22 protein-coding genes are annotated in these 26,138 nt (G+C 58.0%); 15 read left to right on the top strand and 7 right to left on the bottom strand.

The features are described from left to right. Positions 1-319: 319 nt before the first annotated feature. The 6 genes from JL015_RS07885 (at position 320) to JL015_RS07860 (ending at position 7,066) form a co-directional block, all read left to right on the top strand. On the top strand, positions 320-1,606 hold the full coding sequence (locus JL015_RS07885) for an ABC transporter substrate-binding protein (RefSeq protein WP_201018038.1): 1,287 nt from the start codon (positions 320-322) through the stop codon (positions 1,604-1,606). 104 nt (positions 1,607-1,710) lie between these two features. Further along, a complete protein-coding gene (locus JL015_RS07880; RefSeq protein WP_201005981.1) occupies positions 1,711-2,619 on the top strand; it encodes a carbohydrate ABC transporter permease in 909 nt (302 codons plus the stop codon). After that, entirely contained in the window at positions 2,612-3,457 is an 846-nt protein-coding gene (locus tag JL015_RS07875) for a carbohydrate ABC transporter permease (protein WP_201018037.1), read from the top strand. The genes JL015_RS07880 and JL015_RS07875 overlap by 8 nt, the downstream gene beginning before the upstream one ends. Before the next feature lie 2 nt (positions 3,458-3,459). Continuing rightward, positions 3,460-4,617 carry an ABC transporter ATP-binding protein gene (locus JL015_RS07870; RefSeq protein WP_201005977.1) on the top strand — a complete coding sequence of 386 codons (1,158 nt, stop codon included), beginning with the start codon at positions 3,460-3,462 and terminating at the stop codon, positions 4,615-4,617. Between the two features lie 118 nt (positions 4,618-4,735). Then, the gene (locus JL015_RS07865) at positions 4,736-6,094 is read left to right on the top strand and encodes a carbohydrate porin (protein ID WP_201018036.1); all 1,359 of its coding nucleotides are present in this window, start codon (positions 4,736-4,738) and stop codon (positions 6,092-6,094) included. Between the two features lie 120 nt (positions 6,095-6,214). Continuing rightward, positions 6,215-7,066, top strand: a complete 852-nt coding sequence (locus JL015_RS07860; RefSeq protein ID WP_374063393.1) for a D-hexose-6-phosphate mutarotase — start codon at positions 6,215-6,217, stop codon at positions 7,064-7,066. A gap of 131 nt (positions 7,067-7,197) precedes the next feature. On the opposite strand, the gene JL015_RS07855 is transcribed toward JL015_RS07860, so the two are convergent. Next, on the bottom strand, positions 7,198-8,064 hold the full coding sequence (locus tag JL015_RS07855; RefSeq protein ID WP_201005971.1) for a MurR/RpiR family transcriptional regulator: 867 nt from the start codon (positions 8,062-8,064) through the stop codon (positions 7,198-7,200). 207 nt (positions 8,065-8,271) lie between these two features. Here JL015_RS07855 and zwf point away from each other — a divergent pair, with 207 nt between their 5' ends. From zwf to JL015_RS07840, 3 genes are read left to right on the top strand one after another with little or no spacing between them, the layout of a single operon-like run. Beyond that, entirely contained in the window at positions 8,272-9,741 is a 1,470-nt protein-coding gene (zwf, locus tag JL015_RS07850) for a glucose-6-phosphate dehydrogenase (protein ID WP_201005968.1), read from the top strand. Further along, positions 9,728-10,441: a 6-phosphogluconolactonase gene (gene pgl / locus JL015_RS07845; RefSeq protein WP_201018034.1), complete on the top strand. Its 714-nt coding sequence runs from the start codon at positions 9,728-9,730 to the stop codon at positions 10,439-10,441. The genes zwf and pgl overlap by 14 nt, the downstream gene beginning before the upstream one ends. Positions 10,442-10,458: 17 nt before the next feature. Continuing rightward, a complete protein-coding gene (locus JL015_RS07840; protein WP_117164408.1) occupies positions 10,459-11,133 on the top strand; it encodes a bifunctional 4-hydroxy-2-oxoglutarate aldolase/2-dehydro-3-deoxy-phosphogluconate aldolase in 675 nt (224 codons plus the stop codon). A gap of 160 nt (positions 11,134-11,293) precedes the next feature. On the opposite strand, the gene JL015_RS07835 is transcribed toward JL015_RS07840, so the two are convergent. Beyond that, a complete protein-coding gene (locus JL015_RS07835) occupies positions 11,294-11,527 on the bottom strand; it encodes a DUF3820 family protein (RefSeq protein WP_025258777.1) in 234 nt (77 codons plus the stop codon). A gap of 218 nt (positions 11,528-11,745) precedes the next feature. Here JL015_RS07835 and JL015_RS07830 point away from each other — a divergent pair, with 218 nt between their 5' ends. After that, on the top strand, positions 11,746-12,216 hold the full coding sequence (locus JL015_RS07830; RefSeq protein WP_201018033.1) for a ferritin-like domain-containing protein: 471 nt from the start codon (positions 11,746-11,748) through the stop codon (positions 12,214-12,216). 56 nt (positions 12,217-12,272) lie between these two features. Here JL015_RS07830 and JL015_RS07825 read toward each other — a convergent pair whose 3' ends face one another. The 5 genes from JL015_RS07825 to JL015_RS07805 form a co-directional block, all read right to left on the bottom strand. Continuing rightward, positions 12,273-13,784, bottom strand: a complete 1,512-nt coding sequence (locus JL015_RS07825; RefSeq protein ID WP_201018032.1) for a sensor domain-containing diguanylate cyclase — start codon at positions 13,782-13,784, stop codon at positions 12,273-12,275. 171 nt (positions 13,785-13,955) lie between these two features. Continuing rightward, positions 13,956-15,320 (bottom strand): heavy metal sensor histidine kinase, encoded by a 1,365-nt coding sequence (locus JL015_RS07820; protein WP_201018031.1) that lies wholly within the window; start codon positions 15,318-15,320, stop codon positions 13,956-13,958. Then, a complete protein-coding gene (locus JL015_RS07815; protein ID WP_201005960.1) occupies positions 15,310-15,987 on the bottom strand; it encodes a heavy metal response regulator transcription factor in 678 nt (225 codons plus the stop codon). Before JL015_RS07815 ends, JL015_RS07820 begins: the two co-directional genes overlap by 11 nt. A 10-nt stretch (positions 15,988-15,997) precedes the next feature. Further along, positions 15,998-19,099, bottom strand: a complete 3,102-nt coding sequence (locus JL015_RS07810) for a multidrug efflux RND transporter permease subunit (protein ID WP_201018030.1) — start codon at positions 19,097-19,099, stop codon at positions 15,998-16,000. Beyond that, complete coding sequence (locus JL015_RS07805) at positions 19,096-20,256, bottom strand: efflux RND transporter periplasmic adaptor subunit (protein WP_201018029.1); 1,161 nt, start codon at positions 20,254-20,256, stop codon at positions 19,096-19,098. The genes JL015_RS07810 and JL015_RS07805 overlap by 4 nt, the downstream gene beginning before the upstream one ends. Positions 20,257-20,372: 116 nt before the next feature. Between JL015_RS07805 and JL015_RS07800 the strand changes: the two genes are divergently transcribed. From JL015_RS07800 to JL015_RS07780, 5 genes are all read left to right on the top strand, one after another. Then, complete coding sequence (locus JL015_RS07800; RefSeq protein ID WP_201018028.1) at positions 20,373-20,984, top strand: hypothetical protein; 612 nt, start codon at positions 20,373-20,375, stop codon at positions 20,982-20,984. A gap of 308 nt (positions 20,985-21,292) precedes the next feature. Beyond that, positions 21,293-21,877: a fimbrial protein gene (locus JL015_RS07795; protein ID WP_201005956.1), complete on the top strand. Its 585-nt coding sequence runs from the start codon at positions 21,293-21,295 to the stop codon at positions 21,875-21,877. A gap of 61 nt (positions 21,878-21,938) precedes the next feature. Further along, positions 21,939-22,688 (top strand): fimbrial biogenesis chaperone, encoded by a 750-nt coding sequence (locus tag JL015_RS07790; protein ID WP_201018027.1) that lies wholly within the window; start codon positions 21,939-21,941, stop codon positions 22,686-22,688. Between the two features lie 280 nt (positions 22,689-22,968). After that, complete coding sequence (locus JL015_RS07785; protein WP_374063386.1) at positions 22,969-25,398, top strand: fimbria/pilus outer membrane usher protein; 2,430 nt, start codon at positions 22,969-22,971, stop codon at positions 25,396-25,398. Then, complete coding sequence (locus JL015_RS07780) at positions 25,389-26,138, top strand: fimbrial biogenesis chaperone (RefSeq protein ID WP_374063385.1); 750 nt, start codon at positions 25,389-25,391, stop codon at positions 26,136-26,138. Before JL015_RS07785 ends, JL015_RS07780 begins: the two co-directional genes overlap by 10 nt.

The following is a 26,138-nucleotide window of genomic DNA, read 5'->3' as shown; positions in this document are numbered from 1 at the left end:
TTCTAGGTAATCAAGTGTGCGGCAATCGTTTCAAGTTATATTCATTTGCACTATGAAGTAGAGGGTTTCACGTAATCCGAGTGACGGTATGAAGTCAATGATGTCGTTGTGATTGAATTTTCGTTGGATGACCGGTTCTGGAAAAATGAACTAACCTGCCTTGAGGTTGGGTGTTGCTGTCCAGAGGACGGGTGGTGAATGTAACCATCCTGTGACTTTTGCGCGTCCCTTCGTTACCGTGCCTGAAAAACCCTTGGTTAAACTGCTTTGAGCGCAAGCACAGACTTGCTCATGCATAACAACAAGAAAGGTCAAATCGATGAATTCAATCTCACGTCTCGCTGTTGTCATTTCCCTCGCCTCGTTGTTCCCTCTGAGCGTTACTGCTGCTGATTCCAAAGGCACTATCGAAGTCGTGCACTGGTGGACGTCCGGTGGCGAAAAGGCCGCTGTCGATGTTTTGAAAGCGCAGGTTGAAAAAGACGGTTTTACCTGGAAGGACGGCGCGATTGCCGGCGGTGGCGGTGCGACGGCAATGACCGTGCTCAAGAGCCGTGCAGTAGCGGGTAACCCGCCTGGCGTAGCACAGATCAAAGGCCCGGACATTCAGGAATGGGGTTCCACCGGCCTGCTCGATACCGATGCGTTGAAGGATGTTGCCAAGGAAGAGAAGTGGGATTCTCTTCTGGACAAGAAAGTCTCCGACACCGTGAAATTCGAGAACGAATACGTTGCCGTGCCGGTGAACATCCACCGCGTCAACTGGCTGTGGATCAACCCGGAAGTCTTCAAGAAAGCCGGTATCGAAAAGCCCCCGACCACCCTTGAAGAATTCTACGCCGCTGGCGACAAGCTCAAGGCCGCCGGTTTCATTGCACTGGCCCATGGCGGTCAGCCATGGCAGGACAGCACCGTATTCGAGGCTGTAGTCCTCTCGGTCATGGGTGCAGAAGGCTACAAGAAGGCCCTCGTCGATCTTGACCAGAAAGCCCTGACCGGTCCGGAAATGGCCAAGTCCTTCGCCGAACTCAAGAAAGTCGCCACCTACATGGACGCCAACCGCGCCGGTCGTGACTGGAATATCGCGGCAGCCAGTGTCATCAGCGGCAAGGCTGGCATGCAGATCATGGGCGACTGGGCCAAGAGCGAGTGGACTGCCGCCAAGAAAGTCGCAGGCAAGGATTACGAGTGCGTAGCCTTCCCGGGCACTGAAAAGGCGTTCACCTACAACATCGATTCGCTGGCCGTGTTCAAGCAGAAAGACAAGGGCACCACCGCTGCGCAACAGGACCTGGCCAAGGTCGCGCTGGGTGAAAACTTCCAGCAGGTCTTCAGCATCAACAAAGGCTCCATTCCGGTTCGTAACGACATGCTGGCCAATATGGAGAAGCACGGTTTCGATTCCTGCGCCCAGGCTGCTGCAAAAGATTTCCTGGCTGACTCGAAAACCGGCGGTCTGCAGCCAAGCATGGCTCACAACATGGCGACTACGCTGGCGGTACAAGGCGCATTCTTCGATGTCGTGACCAACTACATCAACGATAAAGATGCCGACCCTGCCGCAGCAGCCAGGAAACTGGGCGCGGCAATCATGTCAGCCCAGTAATTATCGTTACCTGAACCCCAGCCGCAGTTCGTGCTGATGAACCCGTACCCCGGTTTCACACACGCCTGCGGCCTGGATTCGATATTCCGGATTGGATACTCCCGATGAGCTCTGTCGCTGTGTTCAGCAAAGCCTCGCCTCTGGATGCGCTGCAACGCTGGTTGCCCAAGTTGGTACTGGCACCCAGCATGTTCGTCGTGCTGGTTGGTTTTTACGGTTACATCCTGTGGACCTTCGTCCTCTCCTTTACCAACTCGACTTTTCTGCCGACCTACAAATGGGTCGGGCTGGCGCAATACATGCGCCTTATGGACAACGATCGCTGGTGGGTGGCGAGCAAGAACCTGCTCATGTTCGGCGGCATGTTCATCGCCATCAGTCTGGTGGTCGGCGTGGTGCTGGCGGTGCTGCTGGATCAGCGCATTCGTCGTGAAGGTGCGATTCGCACCATCTATCTCTACCCGATGGCGCTGTCGATGATCGTCACCGGTACAGCCTGGAAATGGTTGCTCAACCCCGGCCTTGGTCTGGACAAGATGCTGCGCGACTGGGGCTGGGAAGGCTTTCGCCTGGACTGGCTGGTCGATCCGGACCGCGTTGTGTACTGCCTGGTCATCGCGGCGGTCTGGCAGTCTTCCGGGTTTGTCATGGCGCTGTTTCTGGCGGGCCTGCGGGGTGTCGACCAATCGATCATTCGCGCTGCACAGATGGATGGCGCGAGCTTGCCGCTCATCTACTGGCGCGTGATATTGCCCAGCCTGCGTCCGGTGTTCTTCAGTGCCGTGATGATTCTGGCGCACATCGCCATCAAGAGCTTCGACCTGGTGGCGGCAATGACGGCCGGCGGTCCCGGTTACTCGTCGGACCTGCCAGCGATGTTCATGTATTCCTTCACCTTCAGTCGTGGCCAGATGGGCATGGGCTCGGCCAGTGCGATTCTGATGCTCGGCGCGATCCTGGCGATTCTGGTGCCGTACCTGTATTCCGAGCTGAGGACAAAACGCCATGAGTAGTCATGTTGGCAAACCTTCCATCAGCTTCAGCCGGATTCTGATTCATGCCGTGCTGCTGCTGGCCTGTCTTCTGTATCTGGTGCCGTTGGTGGTCATGCTCCTGACCAGCTTCAAGGCACCTGAAGATATCGGCAGCGGTAACCTGCTGAGCTGGCCAAGCGTGGTCACGGCTATCGGCTGGATCAAGGCCTGGGATATCGTCGATGGCTATTTCTGGAACTCGATCAAGATCACCATCCCGGCAGTGATCATCTCCACAGCCATCGGTGCGCTGAACGGCTATGTGCTGTCGATGTGGCGCTTTCGCGGTTCGCAGCTGTTCTTCGGCCTGTTGCTCTTCGGTTGCTTCCTGCCGTTCCAGACCGTGCTGCTGCCAGCGTCCTTTACCCTCGGCAAGATGGGGCTGGCCAGTACCACCACCGGCCTGGTGTTCGTGCATGTGGTCTACGGGCTGGCATTCACCACGCTGTTCTTTCGCAACTACTACGTCAGTATCCCGGATGCGCTGGTCAGAGCGGCACGTCTTGACGGTGCGGGTTTCTTCACGATTTTCTGGCGGATCATCCTGCCGATGTCCACGCCCATCATCATGGTCTGCCTGATCTGGCAGTTCACCCAGATCTGGAATGACTTCCTGTTTGGCGTGGTGTTTTCCAGTGGCGAATCCCAGCCCGTCACCGTGGCGCTGAACAACCTGGTCAACACCAGCACCGGGGCCAAGGAATACAACGTTGATATGGCGGCGGCGATGATCGCCGGGCTGCCGACACTGCTGGTCTATGTGCTGGCTGGCAAGTATTTCCTGCGTGGGCTCACGGCCGGCGCGGTCAAGGGGTAATCATGGCGACTCTCGAACTACGTAACGTAAACAAGACCTACGGCGCCAACCTGCCGGACACGCTCAAGAACATTGAGCTGAAAATCAATGATGGCGAGTTCCTGATCCTGGTCGGCCCGTCCGGTTGCGGCAAGTCGACGCTGATGAACTGCATCGCTGGCCTTGAGAGCATCAGTGGCGGCGCGATCCTGATCGATGGCGAAGACGTCAGCGGTACCAGCCCGAAGGATCGTGATATCGCGATGGTGTTCCAGTCCTACGCGCTGTATCCGACCATGAACGTGCGGGAGAACATCGAATTCGGCCTGAAAATCCGCAAGATGCCTCAGGCTGCCATCGACGAAGAAGTGAGTCGGGTTGCCAAGCTGTTGCAGATCGAACACCTGCTCAATCGCAAGCCGGGCCAGTTGTCCGGTGGTCAGCAGCAGCGGGTCGCCATGGGGCGTGCCCTGGCGCGGCGTCCGAAGATCTACCTGTTCGACGAACCGCTGTCCAACCTCGACGCCAAGCTGCGGGTCGAGATGCGCACCGAAATGAAACTGATGCACCAGCGCCTGAAAACCACCACCGTCTACGTCACCCACGACCAGATCGAGGCGATGACCCTGGGCGACAAGGTGGCCGTCATGAAGGACGGGATCGTTCAGCAGTTCGGTACGCCCAAGCAGATCTACAACGATCCGGCCAACCTGTTCGTCGCCAGTTTCATCGGTTCGCCGCCCATGAACTTCATTCCGTTGCGTCTGCAACGCAAGGAAGGCCGCCTGCTGGCGGTACTCGACAGCGGTCAGGCCCGATGCGAGCTGCCATTGGGGCTGAGCGATGCAGGGCTGGAGGACCGCGAGGTGATTCTGGGCATTCGTCCGGAGCAGATCACCCTGGCGTCTGGCGAGCCCAACGGGTTGCCGACCATTCGTGCTGAAGTGCAGGTCACCGAGCCGACCGGGCCGGACACACTGGTTTTTGTCACCCTGAATCAGAGTAAAGTCTGCTGTCGTCTGGCGCCGGATGTCGCGCCTCAGGTGAGCGAAAGCCTGACCCTGCAATTCGACCCGTCCAGGGTCCTGCTTTTCGATGCCCAGAGCGGCGAGCGTCTGGGTGTTTTGGGAAAGCAGCAAACGGCTGAGCGCGTGGGCAATGTCACGCAGATGATTCGTTAGACGTACCGAGCACAGCTGGCTGGTCAAGTGCTGCCATACCGCATGACCCGCCAGTGAACACGAAGCAGTAAGTAAAACGTGCACCAAAGCTAATAACAATAAAACGAGGATTGATGGGATGAAGAAGATAAAGGCTAAATCGCTTTCCCGGTTCCAGTTGGTACGCAAGCTTTCGGTTGTGGGTGCGATGAGTCTGGCGGGCGGCGCTCATGCTGCCGATGCGTTCGATGCCAACTCACCGTGGATGACAGGTGACTGGGGCGGTACGCGCACCGAGTTGCTCGACAAGGGTTACGACTTTTCTCTGGAGTACGTCTCCGAGATGGCCAGCAACCTCAAGGGTGGCTATAACGACGACACCACGGGCCGTTACAGTGACCAGTTCGCTTTTGGCTTGAAAGTCGATCTGGAGAAGGCCTTTGGCCTCAAGGATGCCGAGTTCAAGCTGGCGATTACCGAACGTAGTGGTCGCAACATTTCCAATGACCGGATCGGTGATCCTCGTGCCGGCACGCTCAGTTCCTCGCAGGAAGTCTGGGGTCGTGGTCAGACCTGGCGTCTGACCCAGTTGTGGGTCAAGCAGAAGTATTTCGATGGCGTGCTGGACGTCAAGGCTGGCCGTTTCGGGCCGGGCGAAGACTTCAACTCCTTCCCGTGCGACTTCCAGAACCTGTCGTTCTGCGGCTCGCAGGTGGGTAACTACGTCAACACCTGGTACAACTGGCCAATCAGCCAGTGGGCCTTGCGCATCAAGTACAACATCACGCCTGAGGTCTATGCCCAGGTCGGTGTGTACGAACAGAACCCGTCTAACCTCGAAACCGGCAACGGCTTCAAGCTCAGCGGTAGCGGCACCAAGGGCATGATCCTGCCGGTTGAACTGGTCTGGACTCCGACCGTCAACTCGCTGCCTGGCGAATACCGTGTCGGTTTCTACAAGAGCACGCCTAATGCCGACGACGTCTATGAAGGTGCCGACGGTCAGGCTCAGCCGATCTCCGGTGGCGCGTTCAAATCTCATGACAGCAAACATGGCTGGTGGATCGTGGCCCAGCAGCAGTTGACGTCGCACAATGGCGATGCCTCCCGTGGTCTGAGCATCTTTGCCAACGCTACCGTGCATGACAAGGAAACCAACTTCGTCGATAACTACCAGCAGATCGGCCTGACCTACAAAGGTCCGTTCGATTCGCGTCCAAAGGATGACATCGGTATCGGTATCGCCCGTATCCACGTCAACGACGATGTGCAGGACCGTGTTCGTCTGGCCAACCAGCTTAGTGGCATCAACGACTACGACAACCCGGGCTACCTGCCGGTACAGGACACCGAGTACAACTCGGAAATCTACTACGGCTTCCACGTCACCAACTGGCTGACCGTGCGTCCCAACCTGCAATACATCAAGCATCCTGGCGGCGTGAGCCAGGTCGACGATGCCATTGTTGCGGGTCTGAAAATTCAGTCGAAGTTCTGATTTCATAAACCGATCAAGGTCGTGTGTGCTTTGCGGGCAGCCTGGCTGCCCGTTTTTTTATGGTCATGAATTCTTTTATTTTCAGAGGTGCGATTGGCGATGTCCCTCACGAACGCGCAGATGCTTGAGCACCCCTTGCAACGCTTTTTCACATCCCGACGTGCCCGCCCGACTTTCGAGTGGGAGCGCTATCAGCTACGCGATGTGCTGGTGATCGATCATCCCCAGTGCCAGGCCGTGTTCAGCCGCCAGGGCGGGCAGTTATTGCATTTCCAGCCTCGGGGTCAGAAACCCTGGCTCTGGTGTGCTGCGCAATGGCCGCAGGTCGGCGCCATTCGTGGTGGCGTGCCGGTCTGCTGGCCCTGGTATGGTCGTCATCCCAGTGAAAGCGGCTGGCCTGCCCATGGCTGGGCGCGTCTGCTCAACTGGAAGCTGATCGACAGCGCTGAAAGCGAAGTGGGCGTGACCCTGCACTGGCAATTGCAGCTCTGGGACTGGCAGGTCGATCTGCATGCCGAGCTGGGGCAGGAGATGGCGCTGCGTTTGAGCACCCGTCATGAGGACAGCGAACCCTGTCATTTCAGTCACGGGCTGCATGCCTACTGGCGCATCAGCGATGTGGCTGGCGTGGCGCTGGAGGGGCTCGATGGCGCGCAGGGCTATGACAAGCTGAACCGACAGGCGTGTCAGCAGGAAGGCGAGCTGCGGGTTGCTGGAGGTTGCCAGAGGGTCTTTGAGCACTCCGGCGCCTTGCAGCTTCAGGACCGGGCCTGGAAGCGGCGTTTGCACATCGATACCAGCGACAGCCCGAGCACCGTGGTCTGGCATCCTGGCAGCAGGCCGTTATTGGGCGTCTGTGGCAGCGAAGCCAGCGGATTCGTCCGTGTTGAAGCGACTTCATGTGAGAGCGAACACGGAAGCCTGGAGCCGGGAGAGCAGGCGCAGATCAGGTTGCAGGCCTGTCTGGCTTGATGGGCCTGTGCCAGCGGATGTGGGAGGGGCCTTGGCCGCGACGGCAATTTGAAGTGCGCCCCAAAAGTTTTTTCTGAACTCACCGGCCCTGTCGCGAGCAAGCTCCCTCCCACATAGAGGCAGGATTGGGCTTAGCCCTGATCCTCTGCCGGATACCGGCTGTCATTCAGGCTTTCCTTGATCTTGCGCAGGTGTGGCTGGAAGTCCACGCCACGGCGCAGGGTCATGCCGGTGGCCAGCACGTCGAGGACGGTGAGCTGGATGATCCGCGACGTCATCGGCATGTAGATATCGGTGTCTTCTGGCAGCGGGATATTCAGGCTGACGGTGCTGGCCTTGGCCAGGGGAGAGCCGGCAGCGGTGAGGCCCAGTACCGAGGCGCCATTGGCCCGCGCAATGCGTGCCACTTCCACCAGTTCACGGGTGCGACCGGTGTAGGAAATGATCACGAATAACTCACCGGTATGCGCCACCGAGGCGATCATGCGCTGCATCAGCACGTCGGCATGGGCGGTGACCGCCAGGTTGAAGCGGAAGAACTTGTGCTGTGCGTCCAGCGCCACGGGGGCCGAGGCGCCCAGGCCGAAGAAATGGATCTGGCGGGCCTGGATCAGCATGTCCACCGACTTGCTGATCAGGTTCGGGTCCAGTTGCTGGCAGGCGCTGTCCAGTGACGCGATGGCGCTACCAAAAATCTTCTGAGTGTAGGCCTCGGGGTTGTCGTCGGCTTCCACGGCGCGGCTGACATAGGCCGCACCGCTGGCCAGGCTTTGCGCCAGTTGCAGTTTCAGCTCGGGATAACCGCTGACGTTGAACGAGCGGCAAAAGCGGTTGACCGTCGGCTCGCTGACCTTTGCCGCCTGGGCGAGGGCCGCGATGCTGAGCCGCGTAGCCATCTGCGGGTTGAGCAGGATCACCTCGGCGACCTTGCGTTCAGCCTTGTTCAGCTCTTCGAGCCGACCCTGGATCTGCTCCAGGAGATTTCTTGCGCGGTCCATTAAAAGTCCTTGTCGCGGCTGATTAACCAACGGTTTTGTATTAGCTCTTTAGCCTGTAGCAAAGGTGGCCTATCGTACTGGTGGCCTGTGTTGATCACCACTGGAATATGGTTTTAGACAAAATGTTGTGGTTATTACTACATTCGGCCTTGAGTAACGCCTTTAAAAAAGGTATTTGTAGCCTAACTTGATAAAAGAACCAACATTATGCCCTCGATTACGGTTGAACCGTGCACTTTTGCCTTGTTTGGCGCCTTGGGTGACCTGGCAGTGCGCAAGCTGTTCCCGGCTCTTTACCAACTCGACCGCGCCGGATTACTGCATGAAGACACCCGGATTCTTGCCCTGGCGCGTGAACCTGGCACCGAGCAGTCGCATCTGGCGTACATCGAAAAATCCATGCGCCGCTTCATTCCCGAGGCTGAACTGGAGACGGATAACGTTGAGCGTTTCAAGTCGCGCCTGAGCTATCTGCACGTGGACTTCCTCAAAGGCGAGGATTATGTCGCGCTGGCCGAGCGTGTCGGTAATGCTGAAACGCTTATTGCCTACTTCGCGACACCTGCATCGGTCTACGGCGCCATCTGCGAGAACCTGGCCTCGGTCGGTCTGGCCGATCGTACCCGTGCCGTGCTGGAAAAGCCCATCGGTCATGATCTGGCGTCCTCGCGACGGGTCAATGATGCCGTCGCGCAGTTCTTCCCGGAAAACCGCGTCTACCGGATCGACCACTATCTGGGCAAGGACACGGTGCAAAACCTCATTGCCCTGCGTTTCGCCAATAGCCTGTTCGAGACTCAGTGGAACCAGAATCACATCTCCCACGTTGAAATCACCGTGGCCGAGAAGGTCGGCATCGAAGGCCGCTGGGGCTATTTCGATCAGGCCGGCCAGCTGCGCGACATGATTCAGAACCACTTGCTGCAACTGCTCTGCCTGATTGCCATGGACCCGCCCAGCGACCTGTCGGCCGACAGCATCCGCGACGAGAAGGTCAAGGTGCTCAAGGCGCTGGCACCCTTCACGCCCGAGCGTCTGGCGACCCAGGTGGTGCGTGGGCAATACACCGCCGGTTACAGCGAAGGCAAATCGGTGCCCGGCTATCTGGAGGAAGAAAACTCCAATACCCAGAGCGACACCGAAACCTTCGTGGCCCTGCGCGCCGACATCCGCAACTGGCGCTGGTCGGGTACGCCGTTCTACCTGCGTACCGGCAAGCGCATGCCGCAGAAGCTGTCGCAGATCGTGATCCACTTCAAAGAGCCGCCGCACTACATCTTCGCGCCTGAACAGCGCTTGCAGATCAGCAACCGCCTGATTATCCGCCTGCAACCCGATGAGGGCATTTCCCTGCAAGTGATGACCAAGGATCAGGGGCTGGATAAAGGCATGCAGTTGCGCAGCGGCCCGTTGCAATTGAATTTTTCCGACACTTACCGCAGCGCTCGGGTCCCCGATGCCTATGAGCGGTTGCTGCTGGAAGTGATGCGCGGCAATCAGAACCTGTTTGTTCGCAAAGATGAGATCGAGTATGCGTGGCAATGGTGCGATCAGTTGATCGCTGGCTGGAAGAAGGCAGGCGATGCGCCCAAGCCTTATGCCGCCGGTTCCTGGGGACCTATGAGCTCCATTGCCCTGATTACTCGTGACGGGAGGTCGTGGTATGGCGATATGTGATCTTGAGCTGCCAGCAGGGCTGGTGGCACGCGAATTCGATAGCCCGCAACAGTTGGCCAGTGCGCTGGCAGGCAATGTGGCCGAGCGCCTGAAAGCGGCTATCGCCGCCAATGGCGTGGCGACCCTGGTGGTGTCCGGTGGACGCAGCCCGGTGGCGTTTTTCCAGAGCCTGGCTGAGCAGCCTGTTGACTGGTCCAAAGTGGTCATCAGCCTGGCTGACGAGCGCTGGGTTCCTGTCGAGCATGCCGACAGCAATGCTGGCCTGTTGCAGCGCCACTTGCTGCAAGGCCCGGTGGCCGAGGCGAAGTTCATTGGCCTGTACACGCCAGCCGCGAGCCTGGAAGAAGCGGCTCTGGCAGCCGATGAGATTCTGGCGCAGTTGCCAGCCATCGATGTGCTGATCCTCGGGATGGGCGACGACGGGCACACGGCGTCCCTGTTCCCCGGCAGCCCGAACCTTGCCCAGGCACTGGACCTGAATGACGAGCGCCGCTGCCTGCCGATGCTGGCTCCCAGCGTGCCGCATCAGCGCCTGACCCTGACTCGCCGCCTGCTGGCTTCGGCGCGTCACCCGATTCTTTCCGTGTCCGGCCAGGCCAAGCTCGACACTTTGCGCACGGCGCTGGCGGGCGATGACATTGCTCAACTGCCGGTCCGTGCCTTCCTCAACTCAACACTTGAGATTTACTGGTGCCCATAAGCAAAGGAACCGTCGCCATGACAACGAACGAAAATAATCAGCCGCGAAACAGCATGGCGAACAAGATTGCCCAGATCGACGAACTCTGCGCCAAGGCCAGAATCCTGCCGGTCATTACCATTGCCCGCGACGAGGATGTCCTGCCGCTGGCCGATGCCCTGGCGGCCGGTGGCCTGACAGCCCTGGAAATCACCTTGCGTTCAGCGTTTGGCCTGAGTGCGATCCGTATCCTGCGCGAGCAGCGCCCCGAATTGTGCGTGGGCGCGGGCACCGTGCTGGATCGCAAGATGCTGGCCGATGCCGAAGCGGCTGGCTCGCAATTCATCGTGACGCCCGGCAGCACTCATGACCTGCTGCAAGCGGCGGTGGATAGCCCGCTGCCGATGCTGCCCGGTATCAGCAGTGCCTCGGAAATCATGATCGGTTATGCCTTGGGCTATCGCCGTTTCAAACTGTTCCCGGCTGAAATCAGCGGCGGCGTGGCGGCGATCAAGGCCTTGGGCGGCCCGTTCAACGAAGTGCGTTTCTGCCCGACTGGCGGCGTGAATGCCGAGAACCTCAAAAGCTACATCGCACAGCCTAACGTGATGTGCGTGGGCGGGACCTGGATGATCGATAACGCCTGGGTCAAGAATGGCGACTGGGGTCGCATTCAGGAAGCCACGGCAGAGGCGCTTGCGTTGTTTGACTGAACACTTGGCCTCGGGCATCAGGCGCGAGGCCTTTAAAGAAGTTGTTGTTGGTTTGTATGGTTTTGCGGTGCCCCCTGGTCCGGGGCGCCGCTTTTTTTTGCCTGCGTATCAAGGCCGCCTCGTGAATGAATTCGCTCCTGCAGCGTCCGGGTAGGAGACTTCAGTCGCGAAGAGACTGGCGAGGCCTTGTCCGCAGCGGGTCCAGCAGCGCGCTCAGGCCGTTATGGTCGATTTCCTGCATCAGGGCCAGCAGCCCACCCAGCTCGCCCTGTGGGAAACCTTCACGAGCGAACCAGTTCAGGTAATGGCCCGGCAGGTCGGCAATCAGCCGGCCCTTGTATTTGCCGAACGGCATTTCACGGGTGACCAGCAGTTTTAGTTTTTCCGGGTTCATGTGTAAGCCATCAGTAACGTAATGCAAATGAGAACCTGCCTGCATTCTGCATGCAGGCAAAACGACAGTTCATGCAGAAAGAGCGGGTGATGTATTGGCTGGTTTTTCTAAGTCATTGAAAAATATCTATAAAAAATAATGAAAGAAGCTGGCATGGGCTCTGCAATCACTAAGGTCAGCAACATTACTTTTCCACACTGCCTAGTAAGGATATTGAAATGACCGACGTCAATAAAGAATCCATTGACCTGCTCAACGATCTGATCGAAACCAGCAAAGACGGTCAAAAGGGCTTTGAAACCAGCGCTGAGGATCTGAAAAACCCTTTGCTCAAGAACTTTTTCCAGACCCGTGCTACCGAGTGCGGTGTCGCTGTCAGCGAGTTGCAGGCTGAAGTCCGGGCGCTGGGTGGCAAGCCGGAAACCAGTTCCAGCGCTGCTGGCTCTCTGCACCGCGTCTGGGTTGACCTCAAGTCAGCGCTGACCGGCAAGAGCGACGAAGCCATTCTCAATGAAGTGGAGCGTGGCGAGGATCATGCTCTGGAAGCCTACAAGAAAGCCCTGCAAAAGGCTCAGGAGAAATCCTTGCCTACCAACGTGGTTGCCCTTGTGCGCAAGCAGCTTGATGGCACCCAGCGCAATCACGATCAGGTCAAGGCATTGCGTGATCAGGTGCGTCGCGCTTCCTGATAGCGGTTTGCCGCAGGCTTGAAGAAAAACGCCAGCCAGTCTGGCGTTTTTTGCGTTCAGCTCCGGGCGAACAGCCTCTGTTCCACTCTGTTGCGTCCATTGTTCTTGGCCTGATACAGCGCCTTGTCGGCCAGCCCGAACAGGGCTTCGAGCTTATTGTCCTGATGGACGATCTGTGATGCGACACCAATGCTGACCGTGATCGATTGTGTGTCGTCGGTAAACGGAGGAATGGATTCGACTGCCAGACGGATCGACTCAGCCAATACCATCGCGCCCTGCAGATCGGTTTCAGGCAGCACCACGACAAACTCCTCGCCACCATAGCGTGCGGCTATATCGCCAGGGCGACGGATATTGCGTGAAATGGTGTAGGCGACCTTGCGCAGTGCCTCATCTCCGCCTTGATGGCCATGGCGTTCGTTGAAGGCCTTGAAATGGTCCACATCGATCATCAACAGCGACAGTGGCTTGCCGGAGCGCAGCGCTCGCGCCCATTCGATGTCCAGCGCATCATCGAGCTGACGCCGGTTTGCCAGCCCGGTCAGGCCATCGGTCGCGGCGAGGCTGGCCAGTTTGTCTTCAGCCATGTGGCGGCGGCGCAGTTCACGGCACAGCAGCAAGGTCAGCCAGACAATCCCGATGCACAGCACACCAGTGGCGCTGCCCACCAGCCAGGCATTGCGTCTCCAGACCGCATACACCTCTTCCTCGGCCTGACCGATCACAACAATCAGTTGTAAATCGCCGACACGGGAAAAGGTATAGAAGCGCATGGCCTTGAGCTGGGATGACATGGCGGTGAAGCTGCCGGTGCCTTCCTGCACGATACGCTTGAAGTTTTCCGAGGCGCTGTAATCCTTCCCCGTCAGGTCCTGGCCTTCAATATCTGGGTAGCGGACCAGCATGGTGCCCTGTGCCGTGATCAGGCTGATGCTGCTGCCTTTTTCCAGCACCTGGCTCTTGAACAGTTGCTTGAAGTAAATCAGCCGTATGACGCCACTGGCGACGCCTTCGAATTCGCCATTGGGGCCAGACATGCGACGGCTGAGGCTGATGCACCAATCCGGATTGCCCCAGCGTGTCTTGAACGGACCGCTTACGTGCAGGCCCTGGGACGGGTTTTTCAGGTGGCTCTGGAAATAGGCACGATCTGAAAAGTTATCGTTACGCGGCGTCACCGACAAAGAGTCCGCAATAATCTTTCCGGTTTTATCCAGCAGCACCATATCGCCCTTGAACGGCGCTATTGTGGAGCGATCAAACAGGACAAGCTGTCGCAGTTCCGGCGAAATGTCTGGCAGGTCCGGACGCTTCCACGACTTGAGGATGCCTTGTAATGAAGTGTCATACAGCTCGGCATTGCGCAGTACATCGGCATTGATCAATTGAACGATATTGGAGGCTGTACGGGCCGCTGACAATGTTGCGTCAGAACGCTCACGCGCCAGCAGGAACGCGACAATGAGCAGTATGGCCAGCATTGACAGCGAGCTTCCACAGATCAGCACGTTCTCGGAACGAGTCCATTTATATTTTGCAGATTGCACGGGCACAGGAGAATTCATCGCAGCCGTTGTACGTCCAAAACAGGGCGGTTCAGGCCGGGATATATATCACGCTCTTTATGAAAACATATGAATTAATTCAAGTAAGGACGGGTTTTTCGGGGGCAGCACAGTGAATAAGAATATTTCATTAGTGTGCTGTTTGTTGGCGTGGTTTTTATGACGCTGGAGTTAGAGCGGTAAATGGATTCCGAACGTATTGAAACCCTGCTCGCTTTTCACAAAGACTGTACCGCCGTGCATCAGCGCAATGGCTTTGACGATCGCCAGCCCCAGGCCATGATTTGCGCCGCTGTTGCTGCGTGATGCATCTACCCGATAGAAGCGCTCGAACAGTCGGGGCAGATGTTCTCCCGGTATCTGGGGGCCGGGGTTGGCGACGCCGATGCTGACATGCCCGCTGCCTGGCTGAATGTCCACGCGAATCACTTCGCCCGGCTCGGTATGTTGCACCGCATTGTGCAGCAGATTGATCAGGGCCCGGCGAAGATGGGCTTTCTCGATAGGCACGCTGGCGTCACCTTGCACCTCGACTTTGACCTGAGCGTCTTCAAGGATGAAATCCAGGTAATCGAGGGTGGTGGCGACTTCCTGAGCAAGAGAGGAACAGGTCAGCTCAGTGACCTTACTGCCCTGATCGGCACTGGCCAGGAACAGCATGTCGTTGATGATCGAGCGCAGCCGCTCCAGTTCTTCAAGGTTCGATTGCAGCACCTCGAAATAATGCTCGGCCGAGCGACCGCGAGTCAGTGCTACCTGAGTCTGGCCGATGAGGTTGGTCAGCGGTGAGCGCAGTTCATGGGCCACATCGGCGTTGAAAGACTCAAGCCGTGAATAGGCCTGTTCGACACGCTCCAGCGTCGAGTTGAAAGAGGTGACGAACTGTTCCAGCTCCGGGGGCAATGGCGACATTTGCAGGCGACCGGACAAATGCGGCGGTGACAGTTTCTGGGCCTCCCACGAAAGGCTGGCCAGCGGTCGCAAGCCAATGCGCGCCACCCAGTAGCCCAGCACTGAAGCCAGGGCAATCCCGACGACTGCCAGGCTGACCAGCGCAATCAGCAGCGAGTGCTGTGTATGCCAGAACGTTTCCGTGTCGATGGCTGTCATGAAGCGCAGCGTGGGGCGCTGGTCCTTGGCTGGAAACTCGCTGACCAGTACCTTGAAAGGATACGGGTGATCGGCCAGTTTCAGATCGCGCATGCCCAGCGGACCGTGGGCAAAATTGCGGATATCGGCGCTCGGGCGACCATACTCATAGACCGGATCGTCGCTGACGACCCAGAAGCGGATACGCTTGTCTTCTTCGCTCAGCAAGGTGAGCTTGTTCTTGATCTTGCCCCAGTGCTCGGGGTTGCCGAAGCGACTGACTGCCGACTCCAGCACACTGTAGCGCGCATCCACTTCGGCTTTGGGCAGCAGGTCCAGGCTCTTGTCGACTTGCAGGTACAAGGCCCAGCCGATCAGCAGAAACACCCCGAAGGCGACCAGCGCGAACAGGCCGCTCAGGCGCAAGGCGATGGAGTCAGTCCGCACCACGGTTCTCCAGCACGTAGCCCATGCCGCGAATGGTGTGCAGCAGTTTCTGTTCGTGAGGGCCGTCCAGCTTGGCGCGCAGACGCTTGATCGCGACTTCCACGACATTGGCGTCGCTGTCGAAATTGATGTCCCAGACCATCTCGGCAATGGCGGTCTTGGACAGAATCTCGCCCTGACGTCGGGCCAGTACACTGAGCAGCGAGAACTCCTTGGCGGTCAGTTCCAGGCGTACGCCGGAGCGCGTGGCCTTGCGGCTGATCAGGTCGATCCACAGGTCGGCGATGCTGATCTGCACCGGTTCATGGCCGCCGCTGCGCCGGGTCAGCGCTTGCAGGCGTGCGACCAGTTCCAGGAAGGAAAACGGTTTGCCCAGATAATCGTCTGCACCTTCGCGCAGGCCGCGAATCCGGTCATCGACCTGCTCGCGTGCGGTCAGCATGATCACGGGTGTCTGCTTCTTTGCCCGCAATGCGCGCAGCACGCCAAAGCCATCAAGGCCTGGCAGCATGACATCGAGGATGATGACCTCGTATTCGTTTTCAAGGGCCTGGTGCAGCCCTTCGATACCGTCCCGGGCCAGATCCACGGTATAGCCTTGTTCGGTCAGGCCGCGATGCAGGTAATCCGCTGTTTTCTCTTCGTCTTCGATAATCAGCACGCGCATGGGACGACTCTCACTTGTGGATGGCCAGCGCTGGCGCAGGCTCTGGCTGGCGGCGATGGAACAGCCGCTCCAGTTGCAGATAGATGACCGGCGTGGTGAACAGCGTCAGCATCTGGCTGACCAGCAGGCCGCCGACCACTGCAATCCCCAGTGGCTGGCGCAGTTCGGCACCGACCCCGAAGCCGAGCATCAACGGCAGCGCGCCGAGCAGGGCGGCGAGGGTGGTCATGATAATCGGACGAAAGCGTGTCATGCAGGCTTCATAGATTGCTTCCCGTGGCGTCAGACCTTGTTCACGCTGGGCTTCAAGTGCGAAGTCCACCAGCAGGATGCCGTTTTTCTTGACGATGCCGATCAGCAGCACCACACCGATCAGCGCCATGATCGAGAAGTCCTGGCCCATCATCCACAGCAACAACAGCGCGCCGATGCCCGCCGAGGGCAGGGTGGAAATGATGGTCAACGGGTGAACGAAACTCTCGTAAAGCACACCCAGAATGATGTACACCGCCACCAGCGCCGCCAGAATCAGCCATGGCTGGTTGGCCAGTGAACTCTGGAATGCCTGGGCTGCGCCCTGGAAGTTGCCGATGATTGCCGCTGGCATGGCGATTTCTTTCTTGGCCTCATCCAGCATCCGTACTGCATCGCCCAGTGCCACGCCTGAGGCAAGGTTGAATGACAGGTTAGCGGCCGGGAACATGCCGTCATGACTGATGGACAGCGGCCCCATGGTCGGCGCACTGACCTTGGCCAGTGCCGACAGCGGCACCATCTCGTTGGTCAACGGCGAGCGCAGGTAGAAGTAGTTCAGGCTCTCGGCCTTGCCGCGCTGTTGTGCGTCCAGCTCCAGCACGACCTTGTACTGGTTGACCTCGGTCTGGAATTCACTGATCTGCCGCTGGCCGAAGGCGTCGTAGAGCGCCTGATCGACATCGGCGGTGGTCAGCCCGAAACGCGAGGCGGCGCTGCGGTCGATTTCGATATGGGTCACGCTGCCGCCCAGTTGCAGGTCGTTGGACAGGTCGCGGAATGCCGGATTGCTGCGCAGTTTTTCGGTCAGGCGCTGGGTCCAGGTATTGAGCAGGTCGCCATCGTTGCTCTTGAGCACATATTGATACTGGCTACGGCTGGGGCCGGAACTGAGGTTGATGTCCTGCCCGGCGCGCAGGTAAAGAACGATGCCGGGGACCTTGGCCAGTTTCGGACGCAGGCGGTCGATGAACTCATTGACCGACACATCACGCTGGGCTCGGGGCTTGAGAGAAATCCAGAAGCGGCCGTTGGCGATGGTCTGGTTGTTGCCGCTGACCCCGACCGAATGCGAGAACGCCAGCACCGCCGGGTCGGCCCCGACGATCTTTGCCAGCTCCAGGTGTTTTTTCACCATGTCCGGATAGGAAATATCGGCTGCGGCTTCGGTGGTCCCCAGAGCGAATGCGGTGTCCTGGACCGGGAAGAAACCCTTGGGAATGACCACATAACCGACAACCGCGAGGACCAGCGTCAGGCCGAAGACCCCGAGCGTCAGACGCTGGTGAGCCAGAGCCTTGCGCAAGCCGCGCTCATAGAGCGCCAGCAGCCGCTCGCCAAAGCCCGGTTTCTGATGCTGGCTGTGCTTGGGGGCGCGCATGAACATGGCGGCGAGCGTTGGAGCCAGTGTCAGGGAAACCACGACGGAAATCAGAATGGTCGCCGTGGCTGTCAGGGCGAACTCCTTGAACAGTCGCCCGACCACGCCGCCCATGAACAACAGCGGAATGAAGGCGGCCACCAGAGAGAAACTGATCGATACCACCGTGAAGCCGATTTCCCCCGAGCCCTTGATCGCCGCCTCACGCATGCCTTGGCCTGTTTCAAGATGGCGATGGATGTTTTCCACCACGACAATCGCATCGTCCACCACGAAGCCGACGGCCACCACAATCGCAACCAGCGTCAGGTTGTTCAGGCTGAAGCCCATGACGTACATCATCGCAAAGCTGGCAACCAGCGACACGCCCAGTACGCTGCTGACGATCAGCGTGGCCGACAGCTGGCGCAGGAACAGTGCCATGACTGCGATCACCAGCAACACGGCGATCAGCAGGGTCAGCTCGACTTCATGCAGCGAGGCGCGGATGGTGCGGGTCCGGTCGTTGAGGACCGAGACGTCTACTGACGCGGGCAGCATTTCCTGCAAGCGTGGCAGTTCGCGTTGAATGCGGTCCACGGTATCGACAATGTTGGCGCCGGGCTGGCGGAAAATCGCGATGTTGACGCCCTGTTGGTCGCCGGACCAGGTCTTGACGTAAGCGTTTTCCGAACCGTTGATGACTCTCGCCACATCCTTGAGGTGGACGGGGGCACCGTCCTTGTAGGAAACGATCAACTGCGCGTAGTCCTGCGGCTTGAACAACTGATCGTTGGAGGACAGCGTGGAAATACTGTCCTTGCCATACAAGGCACCTTTGGCCAGGTTCAGGCTGGTCTGTTGCACGGACTGGCGTATATCCGCCAGGGTCAGGCCCAGTGCGGCGAGTTTTTCCGGTGCAGCCTGGATACGGATCGCCGGGCGTTGCTGACCGGCGATGGCAACTTGTCCCACGCCTTCTATCTGGCTGAGCTGGCGGGCCAGAAGGGTTTCGGTGATGTCACTCAGTTCGGTGCCGGGCATCAGGTTGGAGCTGACACTCAGGATCAGCACCGGGCTGTCGGCCGGGTTGACCTTGCGCCAGGTCGGCAGGTTCGGCAGGTCGGCGGGCAAGCGGCCAGCGGCCGTATTGATGGCGGCCTGGACCTCCTGGGCGGCGGTATCGATGCTTTTGTTGAGTGTGAATTGCAGCGTCAGGTTGGTCGACCCCAGCGCACTGCTGGAGGTCATTTGTGTCATGCCCGGTATCGCGCTGAACTGCACTTCAAGGGGCGTGGCGACCGAAGAAGCCATGGTTTCCGGGCTGGCGCCGGGAAGCTGCGCGTTGACCTGGATCGTCGGAAATTCCGCTTCGGGCAGCGGGGCAATGGGCAGGCGCGGGAAGGCGATGACACCCAGCAGCACCAGAGCGAACGTCAGCAGTAGAGTGGCGACCGGATGATCGATGCACCAGGCCGAAATGGAACCCTGGCCCTTCATTTAGCACTCCCCACTTTGAGCAGGGGAGGCTGAGGCGACTCATTCACGACTTCGATCCGCACGCCCGGCTTGAGTCGGGATTGACCGTCGCTGACCAGTACATCACCGGCACTTGGCCCGCTGATCAGAGTCAGGTCGCTATCCTGATAAAGCACGGTGACGGGCACGACTTCGACTTTCTGTTCGCTCGTCACCCTGTAGACATAATGCTGATCGATACCGCGCTGCACGACTTGAGGCGGAACCTTGAGCGAGTTGCGTTCGATGCCGGTCTGGATTTTTACCGTGACCAGTTGCCCGGGCCAGAGTTTTTCCTCGGCGTTGTCGAACTGTGCCTTGGCGCGAATGGTGCCGGTGGTGGCCGAGACCTGGTTATCGATCAAGGCCAGTTTGCCTTCACCCAGCAGCGTGCCGTTGGCGCCATCGCCCAGATAAGCCTTGACCGTCGCCGAGGTGGTGTTCGCGGTCAGGCTCTGCAAAGTGGGCAGCATCTGTTGCGGCAGGGAGAACTCGACCGCTACCGGGTTTATCTGGGTAACGGAAAACATTCCGGCGGTATCGCTGACGCGCAGGAAGTTGCCTTCATCCACATTGCGAATCCCGACCCGGCCTGTCACTGGCGAGCGAATCTGAGTGTGGGAAAGCTGGACCTGTGCGGCATTGATCGTTGCCTGATTACCCAGCACGGTGGCACTGAGCTGGCGAACCAGGGCCTGTTGCTGATCGAAGGTCTGCCTGGAAATGCCATTGTCGTCAGTGAGCTGGCGGTAGCGCTTGAGGTCCACTTGCGCCACATCCAGTTGCGCCTGGCTCTGGGCCAGTTGTGCCTTGGCCTGTTCGAGTGCGGCCCGAATCGATCGATCATCCAGGGTTGCCAGCAGGTCGCCGGCCTTGACCGATTGCCCTTCCTTGACCAGCAGGCGGGTGAGGATGCCGTCTACCTGCGGGCGAATCACTACGCTTTGCAAGGACAGCACCGAACCTATTCCGGTTACGAAGCGCGGTACGTCTTCGGCACTGACACTGATCACTTTGACCGGCACGGCGACCGGGGTGCTTATCTTGGCAGCAGCAGGGCGAGTCAGGTTCCAGGCGGCAATCGCGGCAAGCGTTGCAAGGGTGGCCACAATAATGACGATTCTGGTCTGTTTACGCATGTGAAGGAGGCGCCGGGAGGGTCAAGTGAGAAACCGCAATGTCAGGTGTTCCTTATAACGGGTAAATCCGGTCAGTAGAATGACTTTTAGCTGTCAGAAATGTCAGCAAGCGTCATATGACAGGCACAGCATCAAGAAAAGCCCGCTTCGGGCGATATCTGGTTTATAGGTTGAACTGGAAAACGCTTGAATCGCTCATGGTACGTGTGCGGAAAGTTATTGCAGATACGGTGCAGGCATTTCGCACTTCTATGAGAAAAGTCCTACGTGTGCGTGTGATTTTTCTGGCGGTTAATCCTTTCGTCGACTTAACTGAAATCTGTCAGATGATCAAACGGAGTGTTGCCATGAAGAGCGAGGCGTCGGTTTGTAGATGTTTTCTGGAAGCTCTGTCCAAAGCTCGAAGAGTGGCTGCCGCGATGGTTATTCCCGGGCTGTTCCTGGCTGTTCCTGTAACGGTGCAGGCGGAGGCGCTGAGGTTTCACGGCAAAGTTGTCAATACCGGCTGTGATATCGTGCAGGCCGCTGCCGTCGGGCCTGGCAATGATGTCCGGTATGTCCAGGTTTCCGGTATCACGTTCCAGATGAGTACCTCGCGCAATGCATGCAGCGATAAAGCCATTCCGTTCAGCACGCAGTACCAAGTGTTGTCATCCACTTCATTGCAGGCAACCCTACAGAATCAGAGTAAAAACCAGACAGGGTTGTTAATAATTACCTACCAGTAACTATTTCCCTTCTCTCCAACCGTCACGTTTGCCAATGTGACGGTTTTTTTATGCCTGAAAAACAGAAAAGTGTTTTTATCCAAATGCAATCTTTGGTTGACTCTTTTAGTGGGTTTTTCTGCGACATCCTTGAATTATATGGCGTGTAGGCTGTTTTTTACTTTTCCTACAGAAAAGTACTTCACGTTAAATCTTTTTATCTCGCGTTTCAAAGTCATTGGCCTGACAGCGGCGAAAAAGTCCGGGACCTATAGTGCTCGCCGTCCGATAGTGGGCACACACGAAATAACACAAGGAATGTCGTTGGTATGAAAAAGTTTTCTCTCACGTTGGCTGTAATGGGTGTACTGGGTTTGGGTACCGCAAACATGGCTAATGCGGCCAACAACGGTAAGTTGATATTCAATGGAACATTGACCAATATTTCCTGTGATGTTGCTCCGGGTACCGGTGTCAGCCCTGGCACCAACCCTGGTGAGATCAATGTCGATCTGGGAAATGTTTCGTTTTCCGATATCGGTCTTTCGAGTGAAAGCAAGCTTGAAACGGCGATGCCCATTCAGTTGCTGGTCAACTGCAGCGCGGGTGCCGATCAATACAACATGGTGAAGATGCGCTTTACCGCCCGTAATGGCAGTGGTCTGGATAACAATGATTCAAAACTGTTGCGCACTACCGGTGCAGCGGACGGTGTCGGCATTGGTTTGCTTAACGCATCCAATGTACTTATGGATCTGAGCGGTAACGAAACTATCGACAACACCCTGATCAAGGACGGCGCGGGTGGTGCGACGGCAGAAATCAACTTCGGTGCTGTCTATGTCCTCAATGGCACGCCAACCAATCCGGGTAATGCCGATGGTTTCATGCCTTTCGTGCTGGACTACGAGTGATGAAACGGCAGGGTGAGCGTTGCTCGCCCTGCCTCATGCCGAACTCAAAGCGAATGCTCCCATGTCTTTTACCTATTTTCGCTCTGCCGTACTTCTTGCGGTGGGGTTATGGATGTCCGTCGTCGAGGCGGGCATTGTGCTCAACACTACACGGGTCGTTTATCAGGGCGGTGACAAGGAAGCCAGTTTTGGCGTACACAACAGCGGCGGAGGGGAGATTCTCCTGCAATCCTGGCTTGAGGCTCCGGCTACGGAGTCCGTTGCGGCCAATACCGTGGCTGCAAAACTGCCTTTTGTCGTGACGCCGACCCTTGCCCGGATGGCCGGTGGCAGCAAGCAATTGCTGCGTATCATCTATGCCGGTTCCGGTTTGCCGCAAGACCGCGAATCAGTGCTCTGGCTCAATGTGCAGGAGATTCCCCAGACGGCATCGGAAAACACATTGCAGATCGCGATACGCCAGCGCATCAAGGTTTTCTTCCGGCCCCAGGGCCTGCCGGGCGACCCGACGGTTGCCCCGGAGACGTTGCGCTGGCGGCTACTCAAGGGGGATATCCTGGAGGTGGAAAATCCGGGTCCTTACCATGTATCGATGCTCAAACTGTCCACCCGCCAGGGCGGCAAGGAACTGGCCAGCCTTGAAAGCCAGATGCTTTCGCCGGGCCAGAGCCTGCGTCTGACGTTGATGCACAGGTCCGCTGGCGGGCCAGTGTCGCTAAGTTTTATCAGCATCAACGACTTCGGTGGGCAAGTTCCTTATCAAGCGACCTTGAAGGGGGAACAAATCACTCTGGCCAGTAAAGCCCGATAGCGATAACTCTCCCAATATTAGCCTGGACGCTTTTATTGATTCTTAACCCTTTGAGTCCTGACGATAACAGTGGCTCGGTAGCCGTGCATCTGCGTGAAAGGATTCCGCTGCACGTTAAATCTGCGAAGTAGAGTGAAAACAGCTAATGGAATGGCACAACCAGAACAACAAGAAAGTCATGTCGGGCTTTGACCTTTATGACACAGCACACTGGATGAACTGCAATACCCGAAGGTCATTGCGGCGTTGTCGGCTGGCAATGGTGGGGATGAGTTTATGCATGACCGCGCTCACCAGCGCATCGGCGGACACGCGAAGTGTCCAAGCCGTCAAGTTCAATACCGCTTTCATTCAAGGCAGTGACCAGCCTCCTGATCTTCAGGAGTTTCTGCGCGCCAACAGCGTATTACCCGGTACTTATCGGGTGGATGTGTATGTCAACCGGGCATTGAGCGGCCGCCGGGATATTACGTTCATTCCTGACAGCCAGTCAGGTCTGATCGAGCCCTGCCTGAGCCCGGATATGCTTCAGAACTTCGGGCTGGACCCAAAGTATCTGACGGGCGCTGCGCAGCAAGAGTGTTTCGATCTGGCAGCCAGTATTGAATTTGCCCGCGTCGATTATCGCCCCGATGCCTTGCGGCTCGATATCAGTGTTCCCCAGGCTGTCATGGCGCGCAGCAGGCGAGGCTATGTGTCGCCGGAGCTTTGGGACCAAGGCGAAACGGCAGGCTTCGTCAATTACAACTTCAATGGCGCAAGGCGCCGTCAACGCGGGCTGCAAACGGATCAGTATTATCTGGGGCTGCGCAATGGATTCAACATCGGTGCCTGGCGATTGCGCAATGAGTCTTCGCTGGTCCATGGCGATAATCAGTCCTATCGTTTTCGCAGCAACCGCACTTTCGCCCAGCGCGATATCACGGCTCTCAAGAGCCAGTTGACCCTGGGTGAAACCTTCACCGATTCCCAGGTCTTCGACAGTGTGCGTTTCAAGGGCGCTGCGATGGCGTCTGACGATGGAATGCTGTCCGACAGCGAGCGCACTTATGCGCCCGTGATTCGTGGCACCGCCGAAACCAATGCCACGGTCGAGGTTCGGCAAAACGGTTTCATGCTTTACAGCGGCAACGTCTCGCCGGGGCCGTTCGAGATCACCGACATCTATCCCAGCGGTTCCAATGGCGATCTGTTGGTGACCATTATCGAGGCTGATGGCCGGCGGCGTACTTTCACTCAGGCGTATGCATCCTTGCCGATCATGGTGCCTGCCGGTTCGTTTCGCTACAGCCTCGCCGCAGGGCAGGTGGACAGCAATGACGATCATCAGGCCTCGCCCGACTTCACCAGTGCTGCCGTGATATATGGCCTTTCCGAGCGGGTCACCGGCTTTGGTGGTCTGCAACTGGCCGAAGACTACAACGCCGCCAATGTCGGGGCCGGGGTCAATACCGGGCTGGGGGCGGTCTCTCTCGATATCACCCATTCGATCAGCGAGTTGAAGGAGCAGACCCGTAGCGGCCAGAGCATACGGGTACGTTATGCCAATACGCTGGATGTGACCAACACCACACTGGCTGTGGCTGGCTATCGCTATTCGACCGAGCAGTATCGAACCCTCAACCAGCATGTCAGTGAAACGGACGAGCGGCCTGCCCTGATTCCAAACGGGCGAGCGAGGGACCGGCTGGAGCTTAACGTCACTCAGGTATTGCCGAGCCAGACGGGCTCGCTGAGCCTGACCGCTTCCGAGCAGCGTTACTGGAACCTGCCCGGCAAGACCCGGCAGCTTTATCTGTCCTACAACGCCGTCTGGCGCACCTTGAATTACAGCCTGTCCCTCGAACGCAACCAGGAGTCCGGTACTGACAGGAGGGGAGAAACCGATAACCGCATTGCCCTGAGCATGACCTTGCCACTGGGCGACAAGCCGGGGTCTTCGCGTCTCTCGTTCAATGCCGTGCGTGATGACTCCGGCGAATACTCCATGCAGACCGGGCTCAACGGTCAGGTGCTGGATCAGCGCGACCTGTTCTATTCCGTCCAGGCCGGTCATGACAGCAACTCGGGCAGTTTTGGTGCCGGCAAACTCAATGTCACGACGCCTTTCGGTCGTTTCGAGACGGGCTACAGCCAGGGTCGAGACTATGACGCCTTGACCCTGGCCGCGTCCGGTTCATTGGTGGCCCATGGTGCAGGGATCAACCTGGGTCAGCCGCTGGGGGAAACCTTCGCGCTGGTGCAGGTGCCTGATGTCGGTGGTGCAAAGCTGAAGTCCTACAACAATGTGGAAACTTCGGACAATGGCTATGCGGTCCTGCCTTATGCCCAGCCTTATCGTTCCAACTGGGTTTCGCTGGACACCCGTCAACTGGGTGCCGATATCGATCTGGATAACGCGATCTCCCAGATCGTGCCGCGTCGTGGCGCAATACCATTGGTGGTTTTCAAGGCCTCGCAAGGTCGGCGTGTGCAGTTCGAGCTGGTACGTGCCGATGCCACGCAGATTCCACTGGGCGCCACGGTCGAAGACGAACAGGGTAAAACCCTTGCCGTTGTCGATCCGAACAGTCAGGCATTGGTGCTTAGCGAGAAGGACAGCGGCGTGTTGCGCGTGCAGTGGTCCGGGCAAGGTTGCCGGGCTCCGTTCACTTTGCCACCCAAAGACCCCAGGCATGCGTATGAACGGCTCAAGGTGGTTTGCCAATGAGTCGGGCATTTCGTAACGGGCTGGTTGTGTTGCTCTGCTGGGCGTGCGGCAGTGTGCAGGCAGCAGTGTCGCTGGCGGGCACCCGACTGATTTTTGATGGTGCCTTCCGGGAAGCCACTATCCAGACCAGCAACCCCGGTGAGCATGAGGTGCTGGTTCAGGCCTGGCTGAGCGCTCCGCAGGACAGCGATGAAACCCCAAGGGAGCAGCGCACTGTTCTGCCATTTGCCATCACCCCGCATTTTTTCCATCTGCCATCGGCTGGAAAGCAGGAGCTGCGGGTGCTGTATCAGGGCGCAGGCATGCCTGAGGACCGTGAGTCCCTGTTGCACCTGTATGTTCTGGAGGTGCCCAGGCGTCGTGAGGGCAGTAACCAGCTCAATATTGCTGTGCGCCAGCGTATCAACGTGTTCTATCGGCCTCCCGGTTTGCAGGGCGATCCGGCTGAAACCGCACAGCGCCTGAGCTGGAATCTGGCTGATGAAGAGGTGCAGGTCCGCAATCCCACGCCTTACCACGTCACGTTGCAAACCGTGAGGCTCGGTGACCTTCTGCTCAGTGATTATCTGTTGCTGGAGCCGGGGGCTCGCCTTGAACTGCCAGTGCCTCGACGCATCCAGCCGCAGATATTTTCATTCAAGGCGCTGACCGACTACGGCGCTCAGCGCGCCTATTGCACGCGGTTGAAAGGGCGGATGCCCTTCACGCCCGACTCCATCAAACTTCAAGAAGAATGCTGA

This window comes from Pseudomonas cichorii, from assembly GCF_015471405.1.
Classification (GTDB): domain Bacteria; phylum Pseudomonadota; class Gammaproteobacteria; order Pseudomonadales; family Pseudomonadaceae; genus Aquipseudomonas; species Aquipseudomonas serbiensis.
Note: the sequence above shows the minus strand (reverse complement) of the source record. Positions and strands in the feature narration are given on the sequence as shown.

What these genes read in the sequence shown, in the direction of transcription:
- JL015_RS07885 (WP_201018038.1), top strand. Translation starts at nt 320, where the DNA reads ATGAATTCAATCTCACGTCTCGCTGTTGTCATTTCCCTCGCCTCGTTG.
- JL015_RS07880 (WP_201005981.1), top strand. Translation starts at nt 1,711, where the DNA reads ATGAGCTCTGTCGCTGTGTTCAGCAAAGCCTCGCCTCTGGATGCGCTG.
- JL015_RS07875 (WP_201018037.1), top strand. Translation starts at nt 2,612, where the DNA reads ATGAGTAGTCATGTTGGCAAACCTTCCATCAGCTTCAGCCGGATTCTG.
- JL015_RS07870 (WP_201005977.1), top strand. Translation starts at nt 3,460, where the DNA reads ATGGCGACTCTCGAACTACGTAACGTAAACAAGACCTACGGCGCCAAC.
- JL015_RS07865 (WP_201018036.1), top strand. Translation starts at nt 4,736, where the DNA reads ATGAAGAAGATAAAGGCTAAATCGCTTTCCCGGTTCCAGTTGGTACGC.
- JL015_RS07860 (WP_374063393.1), top strand. Translation starts at nt 6,215, where the DNA reads ATGCTTGAGCACCCCTTGCAACGCTTTTTCACATCCCGACGTGCCCGC.
- JL015_RS07855 (WP_201005971.1), bottom strand. Translation starts at nt 8,064, where the DNA reads ATGGACCGCGCAAGAAATCTCCTGGAGCAGATCCAGGGTCGGCTCGAA.
- zwf (WP_201005968.1), top strand. Translation starts at nt 8,272, where the DNA reads ATGCCCTCGATTACGGTTGAACCGTGCACTTTTGCCTTGTTTGGCGCC.
- pgl (WP_201018034.1), top strand. Translation starts at nt 9,728, where the DNA reads ATGGCGATATGTGATCTTGAGCTGCCAGCAGGGCTGGTGGCACGCGAA.
- JL015_RS07840 (WP_117164408.1), top strand. Translation starts at nt 10,459, where the DNA reads ATGACAACGAACGAAAATAATCAGCCGCGAAACAGCATGGCGAACAAG.
- JL015_RS07835 (WP_025258777.1), bottom strand. Translation starts at nt 11,527, where the DNA reads ATGAACCCGGAAAAACTAAAACTGCTGGTCACCCGTGAAATGCCGTTC.
- JL015_RS07830 (WP_201018033.1), top strand. Translation starts at nt 11,746, where the DNA reads ATGACCGACGTCAATAAAGAATCCATTGACCTGCTCAACGATCTGATC.
- JL015_RS07825 (WP_201018032.1), bottom strand. Translation starts at nt 13,784, where the DNA reads ATGAATTCTCCTGTGCCCGTGCAATCTGCAAAATATAAATGGACTCGT.
- JL015_RS07815 (WP_201005960.1), bottom strand. Translation starts at nt 15,987, where the DNA reads ATGCGCGTGCTGATTATCGAAGACGAAGAGAAAACAGCGGATTACCTG.
- JL015_RS07810 (WP_201018030.1), bottom strand. Translation starts at nt 19,099, where the DNA reads ATGAAGGGCCAGGGTTCCATTTCGGCCTGGTGCATCGATCATCCGGTC.
- JL015_RS07805 (WP_201018029.1), bottom strand. Translation starts at nt 20,256, where the DNA reads ATGCGTAAACAGACCAGAATCGTCATTATTGTGGCCACCCTTGCAACG.
- JL015_RS07800 (WP_201018028.1), top strand. Translation starts at nt 20,373, where the DNA reads ATGACAGGCACAGCATCAAGAAAAGCCCGCTTCGGGCGATATCTGGTT.
- JL015_RS07795 (WP_201005956.1), top strand. Translation starts at nt 21,293, where the DNA reads ATGAAAAAGTTTTCTCTCACGTTGGCTGTAATGGGTGTACTGGGTTTG.
- JL015_RS07790 (WP_201018027.1), top strand. Translation starts at nt 21,939, where the DNA reads ATGTCTTTTACCTATTTTCGCTCTGCCGTACTTCTTGCGGTGGGGTTA.
- JL015_RS07785 (WP_374063386.1), top strand. Translation starts at nt 22,969, where the DNA reads ATGACCGCGCTCACCAGCGCATCGGCGGACACGCGAAGTGTCCAAGCC.